Here is a 16,015-nt window from a genome sequence, read left to right on the forward strand (position 1 = left end):
CAAGAAGGCTCAACCGCGTTTTGGCGCCGTGAGTGCAGGAACCACGGCCTCATCAGGCGCAGGTTCGCCTGATTTCGGCGGGTGGCGGCGTCTCAGCCGCCCATGTCGTCGGGGTTGGCGATTTTTCTGATCAAAAACATGATGGCCAGCATCATGATGGTCTGAATCATGGAATAGGCGGCGATCTGGGGCGCCGGGGCATCTTGCAGGAGAAGGAAGAGGATCACGGACATCACCTCGTTCCCCTCTGAGTACAGCAGGATGGAAGCGTTCAGCTCCCGCATGAAGATGAGGAAGAGCACCATCCAGCCCGAGAGAAGGCCGGGCTTGACGAGGGGAACCAGAATGCGCCGCGCCGTGGTGAGCCAGCGGGCGCCGCAGAGCCGGGAGCTGTCCTCCAGTTCCTGCGAGAGAGAGAGAAGGATCGCGGAAACGTTTTTCACCCCCAGGGGAAGGTACCGCGTCACGTAGGCGATGAGAAGGAGCCAGATGGTGCCATAGAGAGGGGTCCGGATGTAGGCGATCAGCACGCCCATGGAGAGGAGAATCGCCGGCATGCCGATGGGCATGGATAGAAGGAAATCCAGGACGGCTTTGGATTTTCCCTCCAGATGATGAACCGTATAGGCTAGGACGAAGCACAAGGTCATGGCCGCCGTCGCGCCGAAGAATCCAAGAAAGAGGCTGTTGGAGATGCCCCGCTGGGTCAGGGGATAGCTGACCAGGACGTAGAAATAGTGCTCCCAGGTCAGCCGGCTCAGGTCGATCTGCCCCAGCCACGCCTCGGAGATGGAGACGATGAAAAGAGCCAGGATGGGCAAAATGACGGCCATGAGCAGATAGAGGAACTGGAAGGTGAATGTAAGGTACTTCCATTTCCCCAGGTCGATGACCGCCGGCCGGTAGCCCTTTCCCGTGACCGTGGTGAATTCGCGGGGCAGGAGAATCTTCCGCTGCACCAGGAAGATCGCAAAAGTCGTGAAAAGGACGAACATTCCAAGGGCGGCGCCCAAATTATAGTTCGGCGTGCTCCCCTCGATGGCGCCATAGAGGGCGGTGGCGAAGACCTCGATCCGCACCGGAATGCCCAGCGCCGCCGGCACGCTGAACAGCCCCATGCTCGTCACGAAGGTAAGGCTCAGGCCGAAAAGGATTCCGGGAAGCATGAGTGGCAACGTGACCCGAATCGTCGTCTCCAGCATGCCGGAACCGGCCGTGCGCGCCGCCTCTTCGAGAGCCGGATCCATCTTCCGGAACGAGCCCACCGTGAACAAGTACATATAGGGGGCATAGAAGAGTCCCATCACCCAGATGATTCCCGTCCTGGAGTAGATGTCGAAAGGTCCCGAGGCGAGGGCGAATAGGCCGCTCAGCCATTGGTTGAGGAGGCCCACCGAGGGCGAAGCCAGGTACATCCACGCGATGGCGCCGACGAGAGGCGAGAGGTAGAAGGGGATCAGATTAAAAGGCTCCAGTGCGCGGGCCCCGAAGGAATTGGTCCTCGCGTTGATCCAGGCCAAGGCAATCCCGAGGAAACCCGCGAGGAGGCAGGTACCGACGGAGATGAGCAATGTGTTGGCGAAGGCCATCAGAAGGCGGGGCTCGATGGCCTTGCGGTAATGCTGGAGAGTGAACCCGATCGCCTCTCCCCAATCGTCCGTCCGTTGGAAACTCCCGAGGAGCAGGGTGTAGAGCGGGTAAAGGATGAGGAAGGCGGCCAGCAGGGCGGCCAGCCCCATTCCCAGGTGGGCGAGAGACCAATCCTGCCGCCTCGGCACGAATTGGCGGAGTTCAATCACTTTCGCTGCCCAGGCCAATGCCACCCCCGCTCAAAGCGGCCTGAGGGATGCCCTCGCGCCCATCCACGTCCCCGGCCCGTCCGGGAAGCCCTTGCGGGCCAAGGATGAACCTCCGCTGGCCACTACTTGGTGTAAAAAATCTGCCGGTATTCTTCTTTCCAGTTATTCATTTCCTTGCCGATCCTCTCCCACTCCATCGGGACGATTTTGAGTCTCTCCAGGGGAGGGCTGAAGGCGGTAATGTCGGAGGGAAGCTGAATGCCCCTCATGCCGGTGGAAGCGGCCTTGAGCATCATCCATTTCAGATGGCCCCGCTTGCCGTGCAGATAGTCGATAAAGAGCTTGGCGGTGTTGGGGTTGGGGGCCTTGGCCAGGATGCCGAACGGGTAACCCAAGGCGACGGTCCTGCCCTCGGGGAACACCACCTTGAGAGGGGCCCCTCGCTTCCAATCGGGGTAGGCCAGGCCGGATGTGATGGGAAGAGCGATCCACTTCTCTCCGGTCGCCACCTTCTGAACGCTCTCGCGCTGGGCCAAGATGAAGATGGGATCCATTTTGGCGAGCTTCTCGAAGTATGAACGGGGAAGAATCTGCCGCATCCCCACATACACGTATGAGATGGTCCCCGACTTGGTGATTTCCGAGACGATGATTTTCCCGTTGAACTGGGGATCGAGGACATCGTCCCAAGTCTTGATTTCCTTTTTGACGTATTTGGTATTGTAGAGGATGGAGGAAATGTTCACCTGGCCCGAGATGTAGTACCCAACCGCTCCGTCGGCGCCTTTCTTCTCTCCGGTTACCTCGGGGATGAAATTGTTGTATGCGAGAGAGCCGTACTTCATCAGGGCCTTTCGCTGGAGAAGCTGATGGAAAAAGTCCGGCGAGCCGACCTGAAGGAGGTCAAAGCTGTGCCGGCCCGCGCTGATGTCGTTGCGAAGGGTGGAGATGACCCCGCCGGAGCGCTTCATCGTGTGGCGCATCCGGATGTGCCCGAGTCCGTAATATTCCTGGAAGTCCTTGTACAAGGCCTGGGCGAAGGGAGGATCGAGGGAATTCGTGATGATCACGAGCTCATTTTCTTTCTGGGCGCCGGCCAGCAGCTTTGCCGTATGCGCTCTCTCAGCCCCCGAAAGTTCCCGAAGGACCGGCGGCTCGGCCGCAAGAGCCGGTCCTGGGCTCATCCAAAAAATCACGCTCAGCGCGAGCCATGCCATCTGTGTCGGGAACGTCGTCTTTGGCACCATGGGCGCCTCCTTTGCGGCGACGGGTCGCAAGGCTTCCCATCGCATCGGGACAAGGGTCGGCTGCAAGTTAACGTAAATAAAGACCTGAATTTCGGCTATTAACTCAAATATGTTGCCTGGTTGGGCAATGTCAATGGCGCTTGAACATAAAATTCGCCGGCTGGAAATCGGACCTGGCTGCCATCGATGCGTGGGACGCTACGGCTCCCCTCGGATTGAAGAAGAACTTGGTCGGGAAGCCAGAAGATCGAAGCAGGGAAAACAAACAATTATCAGCGAAATCTGCTTTCCCTTTGGGATGGACAGGATGCCGTCTCCCTTTTTTCCCCGCCTCCCGCGAGGCGATTTTTGCCTGCCCATGGTTCTTTGAACGCCTTCTCTTCATTATAATGGCCCTATATCCATCGGACTGAAGGGCACATGTTCGCCGGTAGGTAGAGTGGCGTGAGGCCGCCTTCGGGTCATCCGGCGAACCGTGGTATCGAGGCTGTTGGCGATGGATGAGGGGGCGGGGCCTCAATGGGAGGGGGTGCCATGACAGAAAGCCGCAAGCTCAACCGCAGGACGTTCATCGGCGCGATGGCGGCAGGAGGAGGGTTGCTGGCCGCGGGGATCGCCCGCCCGGGCACGGCCCGCGCGGCCAAGCCCAGCGGCAAGCCGGTCAAGATCGGCCACATGTGCGTCCTCTCGGGCGTCCTCGGCGGCTACGGGCAGTTCATGCAGATGGGCGCCACCCTCGCGGCCGAGGAGATCAACGCCGCCGGCGGCATCCTGGGCCGTCCGCTGGAGTTCCAGTTCCGCGACACCCAGGTCAAGCCCGACGTCGGCGTCAAGAACGCCCGCTACTTCGTGGACGAGTGGGAGGCGGACTTCGTGGCGGGAATCGACTCCAGCGGGGTGGCGCTCGCCGTGGGCAAGATCATGCCCCAGCTCAACAAGGTGTTGATGATCACCCACGGCGCCACCGAGAAGGTCAACGAGCAGCTCGTCTACAAGGAGGGAATCAAGCAGATCTTCCGGATATCCGTGCCGGTCTACCAGGACGGCATCGCCTCGGCCATGATCGCCAAGGACTTCCCGATCAAGCGGTGGGCGACCATCTCTCCCAAGTACGAGTACGGCTACACCTCCTGGGAGATGTTCAAGAAGACGCTGAAGCAGTTCCGGCCCGACGTCCAATTCGTGGAGGAGTCGTGGGCCCCCTTCGGGACGCAGGACTTCGGCCCCCACATCTCCAAGGTCATGTCCGCCAACCCGGAGGGCATCTTCACCACCGAGTGGGCCGGCGAGGCGGTCTCGCTGGTGAAGCAGGCGAAGCTGTTCGGAGTCTTCGGCAAGATCAAGGAGTGGGTCAACCCGATGGGCGGGGCCATGGACGTGCTCGAGGGGCTGGGGAAGGATTACCCCGAGGGACTGTGGGTGAGCAGCCGCTATTGGTTCCTTTACCCGCCCACGGGCGTCAACGAGAGCTTCGTGCAGCGCTTCCACAAGCGCTGGAACCGGTATCCCCATTACTCCTCCGAAACCTCCTACTCCGCCTATTGGGCGATCAAGCAGGCCTGCGAGCGGGCGGGGAGCACCGAGACGGACAAGGTCATCAAGGCTCTTGAGGACATGACCATGATCAGCCCCGGGGGGCGGCGCTGGTTCCGCAAGGAGGACCACCAGGCCGTCTACGAGGTGCCCTGGGGGCGGACCAAGGCCGATCCCAAGTATCCCTTCCGCATCCTGGGGGACATCAGGACGGTCCCGGCCGAGATGTACTACCGGCACCCCCCGTTCACTTCCTAAGCACTTTCCGGCGACCCGGTCGCGGGCCTCTTCCAAGGAAGGAAGAGGCCCGCGCTCCCCCGTGCGAGGAGGCCAGGAAGTTGCTTGAGCAGCTGCTCTACCAGGGCATGATCGGGCTGAGCCTGGCCATGTTCCTGTGGCTCGTCGCCGCGGGCCTCACCCTCATCTTCGGCGTGCTCGGGGTGCTGAATTTCGCCCACGGGAGCCTCTACATGCTGGGGGCTTACCTCAGTTACAGCGCCGTGCGCATCCTGGGGATGGACTTCTGGGTGGGGCTGGCCGTGGGTCCGCTCCTGGTGGCCCTCGTGGGCGGCCTGATGGAGCGCTTGTTCATCCGGCGCGTGTACCACATCGACGAGGCCTACCAGCTCCTCCTCACCTTCGCGTTCATCCTGATCTTCGCCGACCTGGTGAAGTGGGGCTGGGGACCCGTCTACCAGTCGGCCCCGGTTCCCGGATTTCTCGCGGGGGCGATCTCCATCCTCGGGCGGCCCTTCCCCGTCTACAACCTCTTCGTCATCGCGCTGGGGCCGCTGGTGGGCCTGGGGCTGTGGCTCCTGCTGGAGAAAAGCTGGTGGGGACGCACCATCCGGGCCGCCGCCGCCGACCGCGAGATGGCGGCCGCCATCGGAGTGAATGTCCCGGGGCTGTTCACCGGGGTGTTCATGTTCGGCTCTTGGCTGGGGGGCGTGGGGGGGGCGCTGGGAATCCCCATCCGCACGGTGTCGCCGGGAATGGCGGAGGACTACATCATTCAGGCGTTCGCCGTGGCCGTCATTGGGGGGCTGGGCAATTTGAAAGGGGCCTTCTTCGGGTCCATCCTCATCGGGCTCGTGAATGCCTACGGGCACCTCTACGCCCCGGTCTTCGAGCTGGCCTTCATGTACATCCTGATGGCGGCCATTCTGCTCGTCCGCCCTCAGGGCCTCTTCGGGGCTTCCTAGGCCCGAGACAGGGAGGGAAGGGAATCCATGCGCGCCTTGCGTTGGACCTTTTGTCTGGCGGCCGCGATTCTCCTGCTGTGCATCCCTCTCACCGGCGAGCGATTCTACATGTATCTCACCATCCAGGTCCTCATCCTCGCCCTCTTCGCCATGGGCTTCAACCTCCTGTTCGGCTACACGGGGCTCCTCTCATTCGGCCACGCGGGCTTCTACGCGGCGGGCGCCTATGCGACGGGCCTCCTGCTCATGCGAACGCCCTTGTCTCTCCTGCCGAGCATCCTCGGCGGGGCGCTCGTCGCCGGCGGGCTGGGGGTCGTGATTGGATTCTTCTGCGTCCGCCACACGCGCATCTACTTCGCCATGCTCACCCTGGCATTCGGGATGATGGTGTACGCGCTCGCCTTCGACTGGAAGTCCGTGACGGGCGGGGACGACGGGCTGATCGGCATCCCTCGGGGATCCCTCTGGATTCCGGGCATGGGCGCCGTGAAGATGAACGCGCTGTGGACCTACTACTACCTCGTCCTGGCGATCACCGCGGCCGGCGTGGGGATGATCCACCGCGTGGTCCACTCCCCCTTCGGCCTCGTCCTCCAGGGCATCCGGGAGAACGAAAACCGGGCGGCCTTCGCAGGCGTCCCGGTAAGACGCTACCGCTTGGCGGCGTTCGCCCTCTCCTCGTTCATCAGCGGCCTGGCAGGCGCCATGGTGGCTCCCCTCGAGAACACCGTCGCTCCTACCGCGGCCCATTGGACCAAGTCGGCCGCGCCCGTGCTGGCCACCCTCCTGGGCGGCATCCATACCTTCGCCGGCCCCATGGTGGGGGCTTTCCTCTTCTACGTGATCCAGGAGTTCATCGAGCGGATGACGGAATTTTGGCTCCTCGGCTTCGGCCTGGTGCTGCTTGTCCTCGTTCTGGGATTTCGGGGAGGCGTGGTCGGATACTACGAGGCGCACATCCGGCCGGCGCTCTGTAGGCGGCTCGGTTGACGGGCCCCGCTCGTCCCGAACTTCTCCGGACGGAGAAGTTGCATAAATCCTTCGGCGAGGTGCGCGCCGTCGACGGCGTCGACTTGGAGCTGAAGGAGGGCGTGCTGACAGCCATCATCGGGCCAAACGGCGCCGGGAAGACCACGTTCATCAACCTGCTCTCCGGAAACTTTCTCCCCGACGCGGGCCGGATATTCTTCCAGGGCGAGGAGATCACCCGGCTCCCCGTTCATCAGCGCGTGCGCCGCGGCCTGGGACGATCCTTTCAGATCACGAACGTCTTCCCCCAGCTCGCCGTCCATCAGAACGTCCAGATCCCCCTCTTGAGCCATCTCGGCACCGCCTGGCGTTTCTGGCGCGCGGTGGACGTGAATGGGGAAATCCGCCGGAGAACGGAGATGATCCTGGCCGAAACCGGCCTGGAAGAGAAGGCGAATCTTCCGGCCGCCACCCTTTCACACGGCGACCAGAGGCTGCTGGAGGTGGGCATCGCGTTGGCCGCCGAGCCGCGCTTGATCCTCCTGGACGAGCCCACCGCGGGGATGAACCCCGCCGAGCGCGCCCGCATCCTGAAGCTGATCTCGGACCTCAGCGCGGCGGGGCGGACCACCTTCGTGCTCGTCGAGCACGACATGGACGTGGTCTTTTCACTGGCGCACGAGATAGTGGTGCTCCACCAGGGCCGGATTCTCGCCCGCGGAACCCCTTCCGCCATCCGGGGGGATGCGCGGGTGCGCGAGATTTACCTCGGAGGGGAGGTCGCATGATCCTCCGGGTGGAGAATATCAATACCTTTTACGGCGCCAGCCACATCCTCCAGGATGTCAGCCTGGCGGTCGAGCGGGGCGAAGTGGTGTGTCTCCTGGGCCGGAACGGCGTCGGCAAGACCACCACGCTGCGCAGCGTCATCGGGCTGGCGCCTCCGCGGAGCGGCCGAGTCGTATTCATGGAGCGGGACATCGCCGGCCTGGCGCCCTACCACATCGCGCGCCGCGGGGTGGGCTATGTCCCGGACGATCGCCGCGTCTTCGCCGAGCTAAGCGCGGAAGAGAATCTTGAGCTGGCACGCCGTTCCGCGGGCAGCCGGGAGGGTGCGTGGACGCTCGAGAAGGTTCTCGACCTCCTGCCGGCCCTGAGGCCCCTGATTTCCCGGCGCGGGAGCCATCTCAGCGGCGGCGAGCAGAAGATGCTCTCCATCGGGCGCGCGCTGATGACCAATCCCTCGCTCCTCCTCCTCGATGAACCCTCCGAGGGGCTCAGTCCCATCGTGGTACGGAGCCTCGTCGAGATCATCCGCACCATACGGGAAGAGAAGGTGACCATCCTGATGGCGGACCAAAACCTCAGGTTCTCCCGCTTGGTGGCAAGCCGGGCCTATATCCTGGAGAAAGGGGCCGTCCAGCACGCGGGGACGCTGGAGGAGATCTACGCCGACGAGCAGGTCGTGCGGCGCTACCTGGCAATTTGATCGGTGCCGGAGCCGAAGCGCTCTCTTCTAAATATCGGCCAGATCGCGGATGACCTTGACCGAGGTCTTGATCCCCTTGCGGAAAAATTCGAGATCCAGGTTCTCGTTCGGGGCGTGGTTCGCCTCGTCGTAGTTGCCGTAGGGCACCTTCACCATCGGGATCCCCAGGAGCTCGTTGAAGATATAGCTGGGGTTGGAGCCCCCGGTGACCGGGTAAAGCAGGGGCTCCTTGCCGAAGATCTCGCGCACGGCCGCGACGACGGCCACGCTCATCGGGTGGTCGAGCGGGGTCTTGGAGGGGTGATAGGTGAGGAGCTGGATTACCTCCAGGTCGCCAAAGCCATGCCGGCGGGCGTGGGCCTTGAACTTCTCGAAGATCTCGGGCGGGGTCTGGTTCTTCACCAGCCGCATGTCGATCTTGGCCGAGGCCGTGGAGGGGATGACGGTCTTGGTGCCGGGGCCGCCGTAGCCCGAGGTGAGCCCGCAGATATTGAGGGTGGGCTGGAACATGATCTTCTCGAAATAGCCCATGCCCGAGGGACCCGCCTCCTCGGCCACGCCGACCTCCCGCTTCCAGGCCTCCTTGTTGAAGGGGATGGCCGCCAGGGCACGGCGGTCCGCCTCGGTGGGGGGAATGACGCTATCAAAAAAGCCTGCGACGGCGGGCCGGCCGTCAGGGTCCCGGAGGGTCTGGAGGAATTCCACGAGCCGCCAGGCGGCGTTCGGCATGGGCCCCCCGAATTGGCCTGAGTGGACGTCACGGCGCGCGGTGCGGACCCTCACCTCCACATAGCAGGAGCCCCGGTTCCCGAAGGAGAGGAGGGGCACGTTCCCCTCGGCGGCGATCCCGTCGGCGTTGTAGCCGAAGTCCGCGCGGAAGAGATCGGCGTGGGAGGTCACGAACGCCTCCAGCATGGGGCTCCCGATCTCCTCCTGGGGATCGAGGAGGATGCGGAGGTTGAGGGGCACGCCGCGCCCGCTCCGCTGGAGGGCCTCGACGGCCTTGAGGTGGGCGAGGAACTGGCCCTTGTTGTCCCCCGTGCCCCGGCCGTACATGCGGCCGCCCTTGATCGCGGGCTCGAAGGGCGGGGTGTCCCAGGCGTCGAGGGGCTCGGGCGGCTGGACGTCGAAGTGCCCGTAGATGAAGAGGGTGCGCCGGGCGCCCGGGGCGTCGAGGCGCCCGTAGACGAGGGGCGGGTTGTCCGGCCCTCCCATGGTCATCACCCGGGCGTCGATTCCAATCTCTTTCATCCCGCTTACGATATGACGCGCGCAGTCCTCCAGGCCCTTTTTCTGGGCGCTCACGCTGGGGATGCGGCAGAGGGCGGCCAGCTCCTCGACGAAACGGTCGAAGTTCCGGTCGATGTAGGCGAATGCTTTTTCCACGTTCCCCTCCCCTCTGCGCGGCCGGCTCAGCCCGCCAGGGACGCGAGCGCCGCGGCGCCCATCTTGATCCCCATCATGAAGTGATCGATGCGGATGCTCTCGTTCGGGCCGTGCTGGCCGCTGTTCGGCTGGGAGTAGTTCGTGGTGATGACGGGCAGGCCCAGGTACTGGTTGAACACCTGGGTCGATGCGTTGCTCCCCCCCGAGATGGGCATGACGAGGGGGGAGGCGTCGAGCACCCCCTCCCGGTGCATCCGCCGGAAAGCCTCCAGGACGGGGCGCACCATGGGGTGGTCCAGGGGCGTCTTGTTGGGCAGGCTCCCCCTCGTCAGGCTGAGGGTGGCGCCGGGGATGCCCTGGGCCTCGACGTGGCGCTTGATCTTCTCGAAGGTGCCCTCGGGGGTCATGTTCTTCACCAGGCGCGACTCGAGGTAGCACATGGCCTGGCCGGGGATGATGGTGGACTCCATCCCGCACTCGAAGCCCTCGATGGTGAGGGTGGGCCGGAAGAAGAGCTTCTCGCTCACGCTGTACCGGGGAGAACCGTAGATCTTGGAGATGCCCAGCGCGCGGCACACCTCGGCCTCGTCGTCGGGGATGTCCGCGAGGGCTTGGCGCTCCAGCTCACTCGGAGGAGCCACCTCGTCGTAGAAGCCCGGGATCAGGACCTCCCCCTCGGGATCCTTCATCGTGTGGAGGATGTGGACGAGGTCCCAGGCCGGGTTGCGGACGAGTTCCCCGAAGTTCCCCGAGTGGACGTGCTTCCCGATCTCGTTCCGGACCACCAGCCGCATGCAGAGGTTGCCGCGGTTCCCGAGGCGGACGGTGGGCCGGCCGCTGGTGTGCCGGGGGCCGTCCGAGGCGTAGTAGAGGTCGGCCCGGAGCTCCTCTCGGTGGGCCTCCGCGAAGCCCTGGAAGCTCTTGCAGCCGATCTCCTCCTCCCCCTCGAAGACGAAGATGACGGCCACCGGGAGCCGCCCCATCTCCTTCAGGAGGCGGACGGCAATGGCGTTGGCGAGGAGCTGGCCCTTGTCGTCCGCCGCGCCGCGGGCGTAGATGGCGCCGCCGCGCTCGGTGGGCTCGAACGGAGGCGACTCCCACTCCGAGAGATCGCCCACCTGCTTGACGTCGTAGTGGCCGTAGACGATGACCCGCCGTCTGGCCCCCGGCGGCTCCACCTTGCCGAGAACGACCGGATGGCCCTTCGTGGGCACCACCCGGGCCTCGGCCCCCCAGCCCTGGAGCCAGCGGCACAGGTGCGCCGCGCACTCCGAAATGCCCTCCCCCGTGTAGCTTACGCTGGGCAGCCGGAGGAGGTCATTGAGCTCCGCGATGAACTTCTCTTGTCCCCGGTCGATGGCTTCGTAGACGTCCTTCATGGCGCTCCCTTGTCCGAAGAAAAAAACTAGGCCGCCTGGTGCGGGTCGAGAAAATCGCGCAGGGCGTCGCCCAGCAGGTTGATGCCCAGCGTGGTGGCGAAGATCGCGATGCCCGGGAAGGCCGCCAGCCACCAGAGGTTCAGCATGTAGGTCCGCCCCTCGCTCAGCATGCCCCCCCAGGAGGGGATGGGCGGCTGGACCCCCAGCCCCAGGAAGCTCAGGAAGGCCTCTCGGAGGATGTTGTGGGCCACCTCGAGGGTGCTCACGACGAGGATGGTGCTGATCAGGTTGGGGAAAATGTGCCGCAGGATGATCCGGCCCTGGGTGCCCCCGATCCCTCGGGCGGCCAGGGTGAATTCCTGCTCCCGGTAGCTCATCACTTCGGCGCGGACCACCCGCGTGTAGAGCGGCCAGCTCGTAATCCCCAGGACCACGATGAGGTTAAAGAAGCTCGGCCCCAGCACCGAGATGACGGCCAGGGCCAGGAGCACGCCCGGGAAGGCGAGCATCACGTTCACCGCGAACGAGACAAAGTTGTCCCACCTCCCCCCGAAGTAGCCCGCCGTCACGCCCAGCGGGATCCCGATCAGGGCGGCGAACAGGGTGGACAGGAAGCCCGCAGCGAGCGAGATGCGCGAGCCGAAGATGAGGCGGGAGAGGTAGTCGCGCCCCACTTGGTCCGTGCCCAGGAGGTGGAGCGTCGAGCCCTTGGCCTCCCAGGCCGGGGGGATGAGCCGCTGGCTCACGATTCCCCTATAGGGATCATGCGGCGCCACCCAGGGAGCCAGGAAGGAGCCAGCGAGGATGACGAGGACGGCGAAGGCGCCGATCAGGCCGTAGCGCACCCGCCAGAGCCGGTGGCGCAGGGGGACGCTCCCGCGGACATCCAAGGGCGCCTCGCGCCAGGCTGCGGCCGCCTCTGCCATCCGGGTCTCGGTCGCCATGGCCTATCTCCTCGAGATTCGCGGGTCCAGCCAAGCCACGACGATGTCGGCGACCGTGTTCGCGGCGACGATGAAAATCGCCAAGTAGAACGTCGCGGCCTGGACCACGGGAAAATCCGCGTTGTAGATGGAGGAAACCACCAGGGTGGCCACCCCCGGCCAGGCGAAGACTGTCTCCGTCACCACCGCCCCTCCCATCAGGCGGCCGAACTGGAGGCCGATGATCGTCACAACGGAGATGGCCGCGTTCCGCAAGGCGTGCCGGAAGAGCACCCCGCGCTCCAGGACGCCCTTGGACCGAGCCGTTCGGATGTAGTCCTGGTTGAGCACGTCCAGCATCCGCGAGCGGGTAAGCCGCATGATGATGGGCGCCAGGTTGAGCGACAGGGTGACGGCGGGAAGGATGAGGTGGAGGTAGGTGCCGCTTCCCGACACGGGCAGCACCTTGAGCTGCACCGCAAAGATGATGATGAGCATGATGCCGAACCAAAAGATGGGCATGGCCTGGCCGCTCACGGCGAAGCTGGTGCAGAAGGTGTCGATCAGGGTATTCCGGCGGAAGGCCGCGAAGACACCCAGGGGGATGGCCACCGCGAGCGCGATGGCCATGCCCGCGAGGCTGAGCTCGAGGGTGGCCGGCATGCGCTCCCAGATGAGCTGAGAAGCCGGCTGGGCCATCACGAAGGAGTCGCCGAAATCCCCCTGGAGGAGCCTTCCCATGAAAAAGGCGAACTGGACGGGTAGCGGCTGGTCGAATCCCATGGCCTTGCGGAGGGTTTCGATCTCCTCCTTGGTGGATTCCGGCGGGAGCAGAACGTAGACGGGGTCGTGCGCGATCCGAAGAAGAAGGAAGGTGACCACCGCTACGCCGAGGCAGACCAGGACGGACTGCCCGATCCGGCGGATGATGAACGCCCGCATGAGCGCCTCCCCGGCCTTACGGCCCCGCCGATGGAGAGCTCCGCCGGACGCCGGAGCGCGCCCGACGGGGATATGATCGGCCCAGCCGCGAACCGGCTACTTTTTCCACTTGGCCTCGTAGAGGCGCAGGATCTCGTCCCCCGCGGGCTCGAACTCCAGGTCCTTGTTCACACCCACGATTTCGTGCTGGCCGTACATGGGCACCGCCAGCATCTCGTCCAGGATGATCTTCTGGGCGCGCGCGTAGATCTGCTTCCGCCGCTCGGCGTCGACCGTGGAAACTCCGGCGTCGATCTCCTTGTCAAGCGCGGGCACCTTGGCGTAGCTCAAGGGGTCCTTCGAATGAAAGATGGGAAGAAGTATCTGATGGGCGTCGAAGATCGATCGGCTGCCCCAACTGGCGAGCGTGAGGTCCCCGCGCTTCCCGCCCGTTCCCATCTTGGTATAGACCCCGACGTTGTCGAAGTGGAATATCTTGGTCTCAATGCCGACCTGCTTCAGGTCCGCCAGGATCGCCTCGGCCACCTGCCGCTCCGCCATGACAGAGCCGCTGTAGGTGTGCAGGGTGACAGAAAAACCGTTGGGGTAGCCCGCCTCGGCGAGGAGTTTCTTGGCCAGGGCGGGGTCGTGCTTGGGCGGTTTCGCCGAGTCGTCGTAACCGAAGGCCAGTGGGCTGATCCCCGTGGCGCTGCGCATGGCCCGGCCCTGGAGGATGTGCTTGATGATGGCGTCCACGTTCACGGCGTGGGCGATGGCCCGGCGGACCCGCAGGTCCCGCAGCGCCTTGTGCGATCGGGAGTCCCGGCCCGCCTGATCGATCTGGAGATAGACCACCCGGAGGACGGGCGCCGACTTCACCACGGCCGTCCCCGACTTGTTGATGAACTCCGCCTGGTCGGGGGGGACCTGCCGGATGACGTGGACGCCTCCCCTAAGGAGCTCGGCTATCTGGGTGGCGGATTCCTTGATGGGCCGGATCACCAGGTTCTTGATCGCCGGCTTCTCGCCCCAATAGTCGTCGTTGCGGACCAGGACGAGGCTCACCCCCTTCTTCCAGCTGACGAACTTGTAGGGGCCCGTCCCGATGGCCCGGGCGGCCATCCCCGACTTGCCCGCCTTCTTCGCGTGTTCGGGAGGAACGGGCAGGATGGCGGTCAGCAATTCTTCGACGAGAGGGAAAGGCTTTTTCGTGAGGATGTGGACCGTGTAGGGCTCCTTGACGACCACTTCCGAGACCCAGGTGGCATTCCCGCGATTGAGGAATTTGTTCGCGGGGTCTTTCATGGAGTCAATGGTGTATTTGACGGCCTCGGCGTTGAAGGGCTCGCCGTTGTGGAACTTCACGCCCCGGCGGAGCTTGACCTCCCAAGTAAGCTCGTCCACGGGCTTCACCGAGAGGGCCAGGGCCGGCTTCACCTTCCCCGTCCTCGAGTCGCGCCGCAGGATGGGATCATAGACGTGCCAGTCCTTGATGATGCCCACGCGGGCCCGGTGGTCGCGCGGATCCATCGTGGGCTGCGGCGAGCCCAGCGCCATGACGACGGTGTCGTCGCTCTTGGCCGCCTGGGAGGCCCCGGGCCAGCCGGCAAGCAAGAGAGCGAGCGCCGCGAGGGCCGGCGCGCATCCTGCCGCAAATCGTCTCATGTCGGATTCTCCCCTGATGAGGCTCGTGGATGGGTCCGGGGCTCCCTTGCCGCTCTCCGCGCAAGGGGCAATCTCATTTTTTCGAGGATTCAAGAGAATTGTATACCAAGCGGAGCGAAAAAGCGTGTCCCCTAAAAGCGGCGGCCCGCCTGGCCGGCCAAAAGAAAACAGGTCGCGGCCACATCTGCAATTCTTTGATTTCGCTTCGTAAAGGACCTTGCTCAGCCAGCGGTACCTGCGCCGGGCTCCTTCCCGCAACCGCCGCCGGCAGGAGATTCATGCAGGGACCCCGCTTCGTCAGCCTTTATCTGGCAGAGAACAATCTTTCCGGAAGGACGGCGCATGCGGTTCCAGTGACCGCGCGAAACGGAAACAGTCCGGCCGCCGCCTCGCTTCAAGGGGAGGCGGCGGCCGGCGGAAAGGCGCTGCCGGATAGCTGGTGGCTCAAACGGGCATCCGCCTCACAGCTTTGAAACCCCAGCATGCATTGCGGCGGGACGCCCGGGCCGTCCAGAACACGGGCGACATCCATCAGCGAGATGTCGCGGGCGGAACACGCCAAGGCGAACCTCTGCCATAAGAGGGAATCAGACCGGGGGAAATTGCACGGCCCCAGATAAGGGACTCTAGGAGGAAAGCAACTCCCTCGCGTTCTTATACATGGCGTAATCGACCAGCTTGCCTTCAAAGGAAATGGCGGCCAAGCCTCTCGACTCGGCTTCCTCGAAGGCCGCGACAAGCCTTCTGCTGTATTCGAGTTCCTCGGGCTTGGGCGCATAAATCCCGCGGGCGATGGAGATGTGACGGGGGTGAATGAGAGGACGGCCATCGTAGCCGAGGCGCCTGGAGAGGATGCAATCGGCCTTCAGGGCCTCGTCATTTTGGATATCGCTGAAAACCCCGTCCAGCACATACTTGACCCCGGCGGCCCTGGCCTCAAGAACCACCTTGGAGCGCGCATAGAGCATCTCCGTCCCTTCAAGGGACCAGGCGCATTTGAGACTGCGCTGCAAATCGGCCCCCTCGGCGCCTCCGAAGACGACGCTCTCGACCCGCTTCGCCGCGGTTGCCACCTCAAAGCACCGCAGAACGGAGAGCGCCGTCTCCATCAGGAGCATCAGCTTTACGGAATTGGGCTCGAGATTCCTCTCCCGTTCGAGGCTTCCGATAATGCCGTCGGCCTTCTTTACCAAGTCCACGCTGTCCGGCTTGGGAAGCGTGATGCCGCATATATGCCTGGAAACAACCGCCTTGAGATCATCCTCCAGGAATTCGGGCTCGCCGTTCACCCTTACGAAGGATTGTACATTCAGGGCGGGGATGAGCTTTGCCACCTCGTGCCGGGTCTTTTCTTTCAGATGGACGGGCACGGCGTCCTCTAGGTCGATGATGATGGCGTCGGGATCATACTTGTATGCCTTTTCGACAAGGTCCGGTCTGTTGCCGGGCGTGTAGAGGGTTACGAGCGGCTTTCTCATTTCCTCCCCCCGCAGAATCCGATT

General features: G+C 64.1%; 13 protein-coding genes. 5 read left to right on the forward strand and 8 right to left on the reverse strand.

Going from position 1 to position 16,015, the window contains the following annotated elements:
* Positions 1-92: 92 nt before the first annotated feature.
* Positions 93-1,799 carry an iron ABC transporter permease gene (locus HYZ11_05040; GenBank protein MBI3126952.1) on the reverse strand — a complete coding sequence of 569 codons (1,707 nt, stop codon included), beginning with the start codon at positions 1,797-1,799 and terminating at the stop codon, positions 93-95.
* 122 nt (positions 1,800-1,921) lie between these two features.
* Entirely contained in the window at positions 1,922-3,076 is a 1,155-nt protein-coding gene (locus tag HYZ11_05045; protein MBI3126953.1) for an extracellular solute-binding protein, read from the reverse strand.
* A gap of 549 nt (positions 3,077-3,625) precedes the next feature.
* Between HYZ11_05045 and HYZ11_05050 the strand changes: the two genes are divergently transcribed.
* The 5 genes from HYZ11_05050 to HYZ11_05070 all read left to right on the forward strand — a co-directional run bounded on the left by HYZ11_05050 (position 3,626) and on the right by HYZ11_05070 (position 8,239).
* Positions 3,626-4,837, forward strand: a complete 1,212-nt coding sequence (locus HYZ11_05050) for an ABC transporter substrate-binding protein (GenBank protein MBI3126954.1) — start codon at positions 3,626-3,628, stop codon at positions 4,835-4,837.
* Positions 4,838-4,917: 80 nt separating this feature from the next.
* Positions 4,918-5,781 carry a branched-chain amino acid ABC transporter permease gene (locus tag HYZ11_05055; GenBank protein MBI3126955.1) on the forward strand — a complete coding sequence of 288 codons (864 nt, stop codon included), beginning with the start codon at positions 4,918-4,920 and terminating at the stop codon, positions 5,779-5,781.
* A gap of 27 nt (positions 5,782-5,808) precedes the next feature.
* Positions 5,809-6,771, forward strand: a complete 963-nt coding sequence (locus tag HYZ11_05060) for a branched-chain amino acid ABC transporter permease (protein ID MBI3126956.1) — start codon at positions 5,809-5,811, stop codon at positions 6,769-6,771.
* A complete protein-coding gene (locus HYZ11_05065) occupies positions 6,768-7,538 on the forward strand; it encodes an ABC transporter ATP-binding protein (protein ID MBI3126957.1) in 771 nt (256 codons plus the stop codon). The genes HYZ11_05060 and HYZ11_05065 overlap by 4 nt, the downstream gene beginning before the upstream one ends.
* Positions 7,535-8,239, forward strand: coding sequence for an ABC transporter ATP-binding protein (locus HYZ11_05070; protein ID MBI3126958.1), 705 nt, complete (start codon positions 7,535-7,537; stop codon positions 8,237-8,239). Before HYZ11_05065 ends, HYZ11_05070 begins: the two co-directional genes overlap by 4 nt.
* 27 nt (positions 8,240-8,266) lie before the next feature.
* Here HYZ11_05070 and HYZ11_05075 read toward each other — a convergent pair whose 3' ends face one another.
* From HYZ11_05075 to HYZ11_05100, 6 genes are all read right to left on the reverse strand, one after another.
* Complete coding sequence (locus tag HYZ11_05075; protein MBI3126959.1) at positions 8,267-9,625, reverse strand: M20/M25/M40 family metallo-hydrolase; 1,359 nt, start codon at positions 9,623-9,625, stop codon at positions 8,267-8,269.
* A gap of 26 nt (positions 9,626-9,651) precedes the next feature.
* Positions 9,652-11,004, reverse strand: a complete 1,353-nt coding sequence (locus tag HYZ11_05080; protein ID MBI3126960.1) for a M20/M25/M40 family metallo-hydrolase — start codon at positions 11,002-11,004, stop codon at positions 9,652-9,654.
* Between the two features lie 26 nt (positions 11,005-11,030).
* Positions 11,031-11,930 (reverse strand): ABC transporter permease, encoded by a 900-nt coding sequence (locus tag HYZ11_05085; GenBank protein ID MBI3126961.1) that lies wholly within the window; start codon positions 11,928-11,930, stop codon positions 11,031-11,033.
* A 21-nt stretch (positions 11,931-11,951) separates the two neighbouring features.
* A complete protein-coding gene (locus tag HYZ11_05090; protein MBI3126962.1) occupies positions 11,952-12,869 on the reverse strand; it encodes an ABC transporter permease in 918 nt (305 codons plus the stop codon).
* Positions 12,870-12,965: 96 nt separating this feature from the next.
* Positions 12,966-14,513 (reverse strand): hypothetical protein, encoded by a 1,548-nt coding sequence (locus HYZ11_05095; protein MBI3126963.1) that lies wholly within the window; start codon positions 14,511-14,513, stop codon positions 12,966-12,968.
* Between the two features lie 626 nt (positions 14,514-15,139).
* On the reverse strand, positions 15,140-15,991 hold the full coding sequence (locus HYZ11_05100; GenBank protein MBI3126964.1) for a CoA ester lyase: 852 nt from the start codon (positions 15,989-15,991) through the stop codon (positions 15,140-15,142).
* Positions 15,992-16,015: the final 24 nt, after the last annotated feature.

Source organism: Candidatus Tectomicrobia bacterium, from assembly GCA_016192135.1.
GTDB lineage: Bacteria > UBA8248 > UBA8248 > UBA8248 > UBA8248 > 2-12-FULL-69-37.

Excerpts from the sequence above, each read along its gene's own strand:
- HYZ11_05070 (MBI3126958.1), top strand. The coding sequence starts at position 7,535 with ATGATCCTCCGGGTGGAGAATATCAATACCTTTTACGGCGCCAGCCAC.
- HYZ11_05085 (MBI3126961.1), bottom strand. The coding sequence starts at position 11,930 with ATGGCAGAGGCGGCCGCAGCCTGGCGCGAGGCGCCCTTGGATGTCCGC.
- HYZ11_05080 (MBI3126960.1), bottom strand. The coding sequence starts at position 11,004 with ATGAAGGACGTCTACGAAGCCATCGACCGGGGACAAGAGAAGTTCATC.
- HYZ11_05100 (MBI3126964.1), bottom strand. The coding sequence starts at position 15,991 with ATGAGAAAGCCGCTCGTAACCCTCTACACGCCCGGCAACAGACCGGAC.
- HYZ11_05050 (MBI3126954.1), top strand. The coding sequence starts at position 3,626 with ATGGCGGCAGGAGGAGGGTTGCTGGCCGCGGGGATCGCCCGCCCGGGC.
- HYZ11_05095 (MBI3126963.1), bottom strand. The coding sequence starts at position 14,513 with ATGAGACGATTTGCGGCAGGATGCGCGCCGGCCCTCGCGGCGCTCGCT.
- HYZ11_05090 (MBI3126962.1), bottom strand. The coding sequence starts at position 12,869 with ATGCGGGCGTTCATCATCCGCCGGATCGGGCAGTCCGTCCTGGTCTGC.
- HYZ11_05060 (MBI3126956.1), top strand. The coding sequence starts at position 5,809 with ATGCGCGCCTTGCGTTGGACCTTTTGTCTGGCGGCCGCGATTCTCCTG.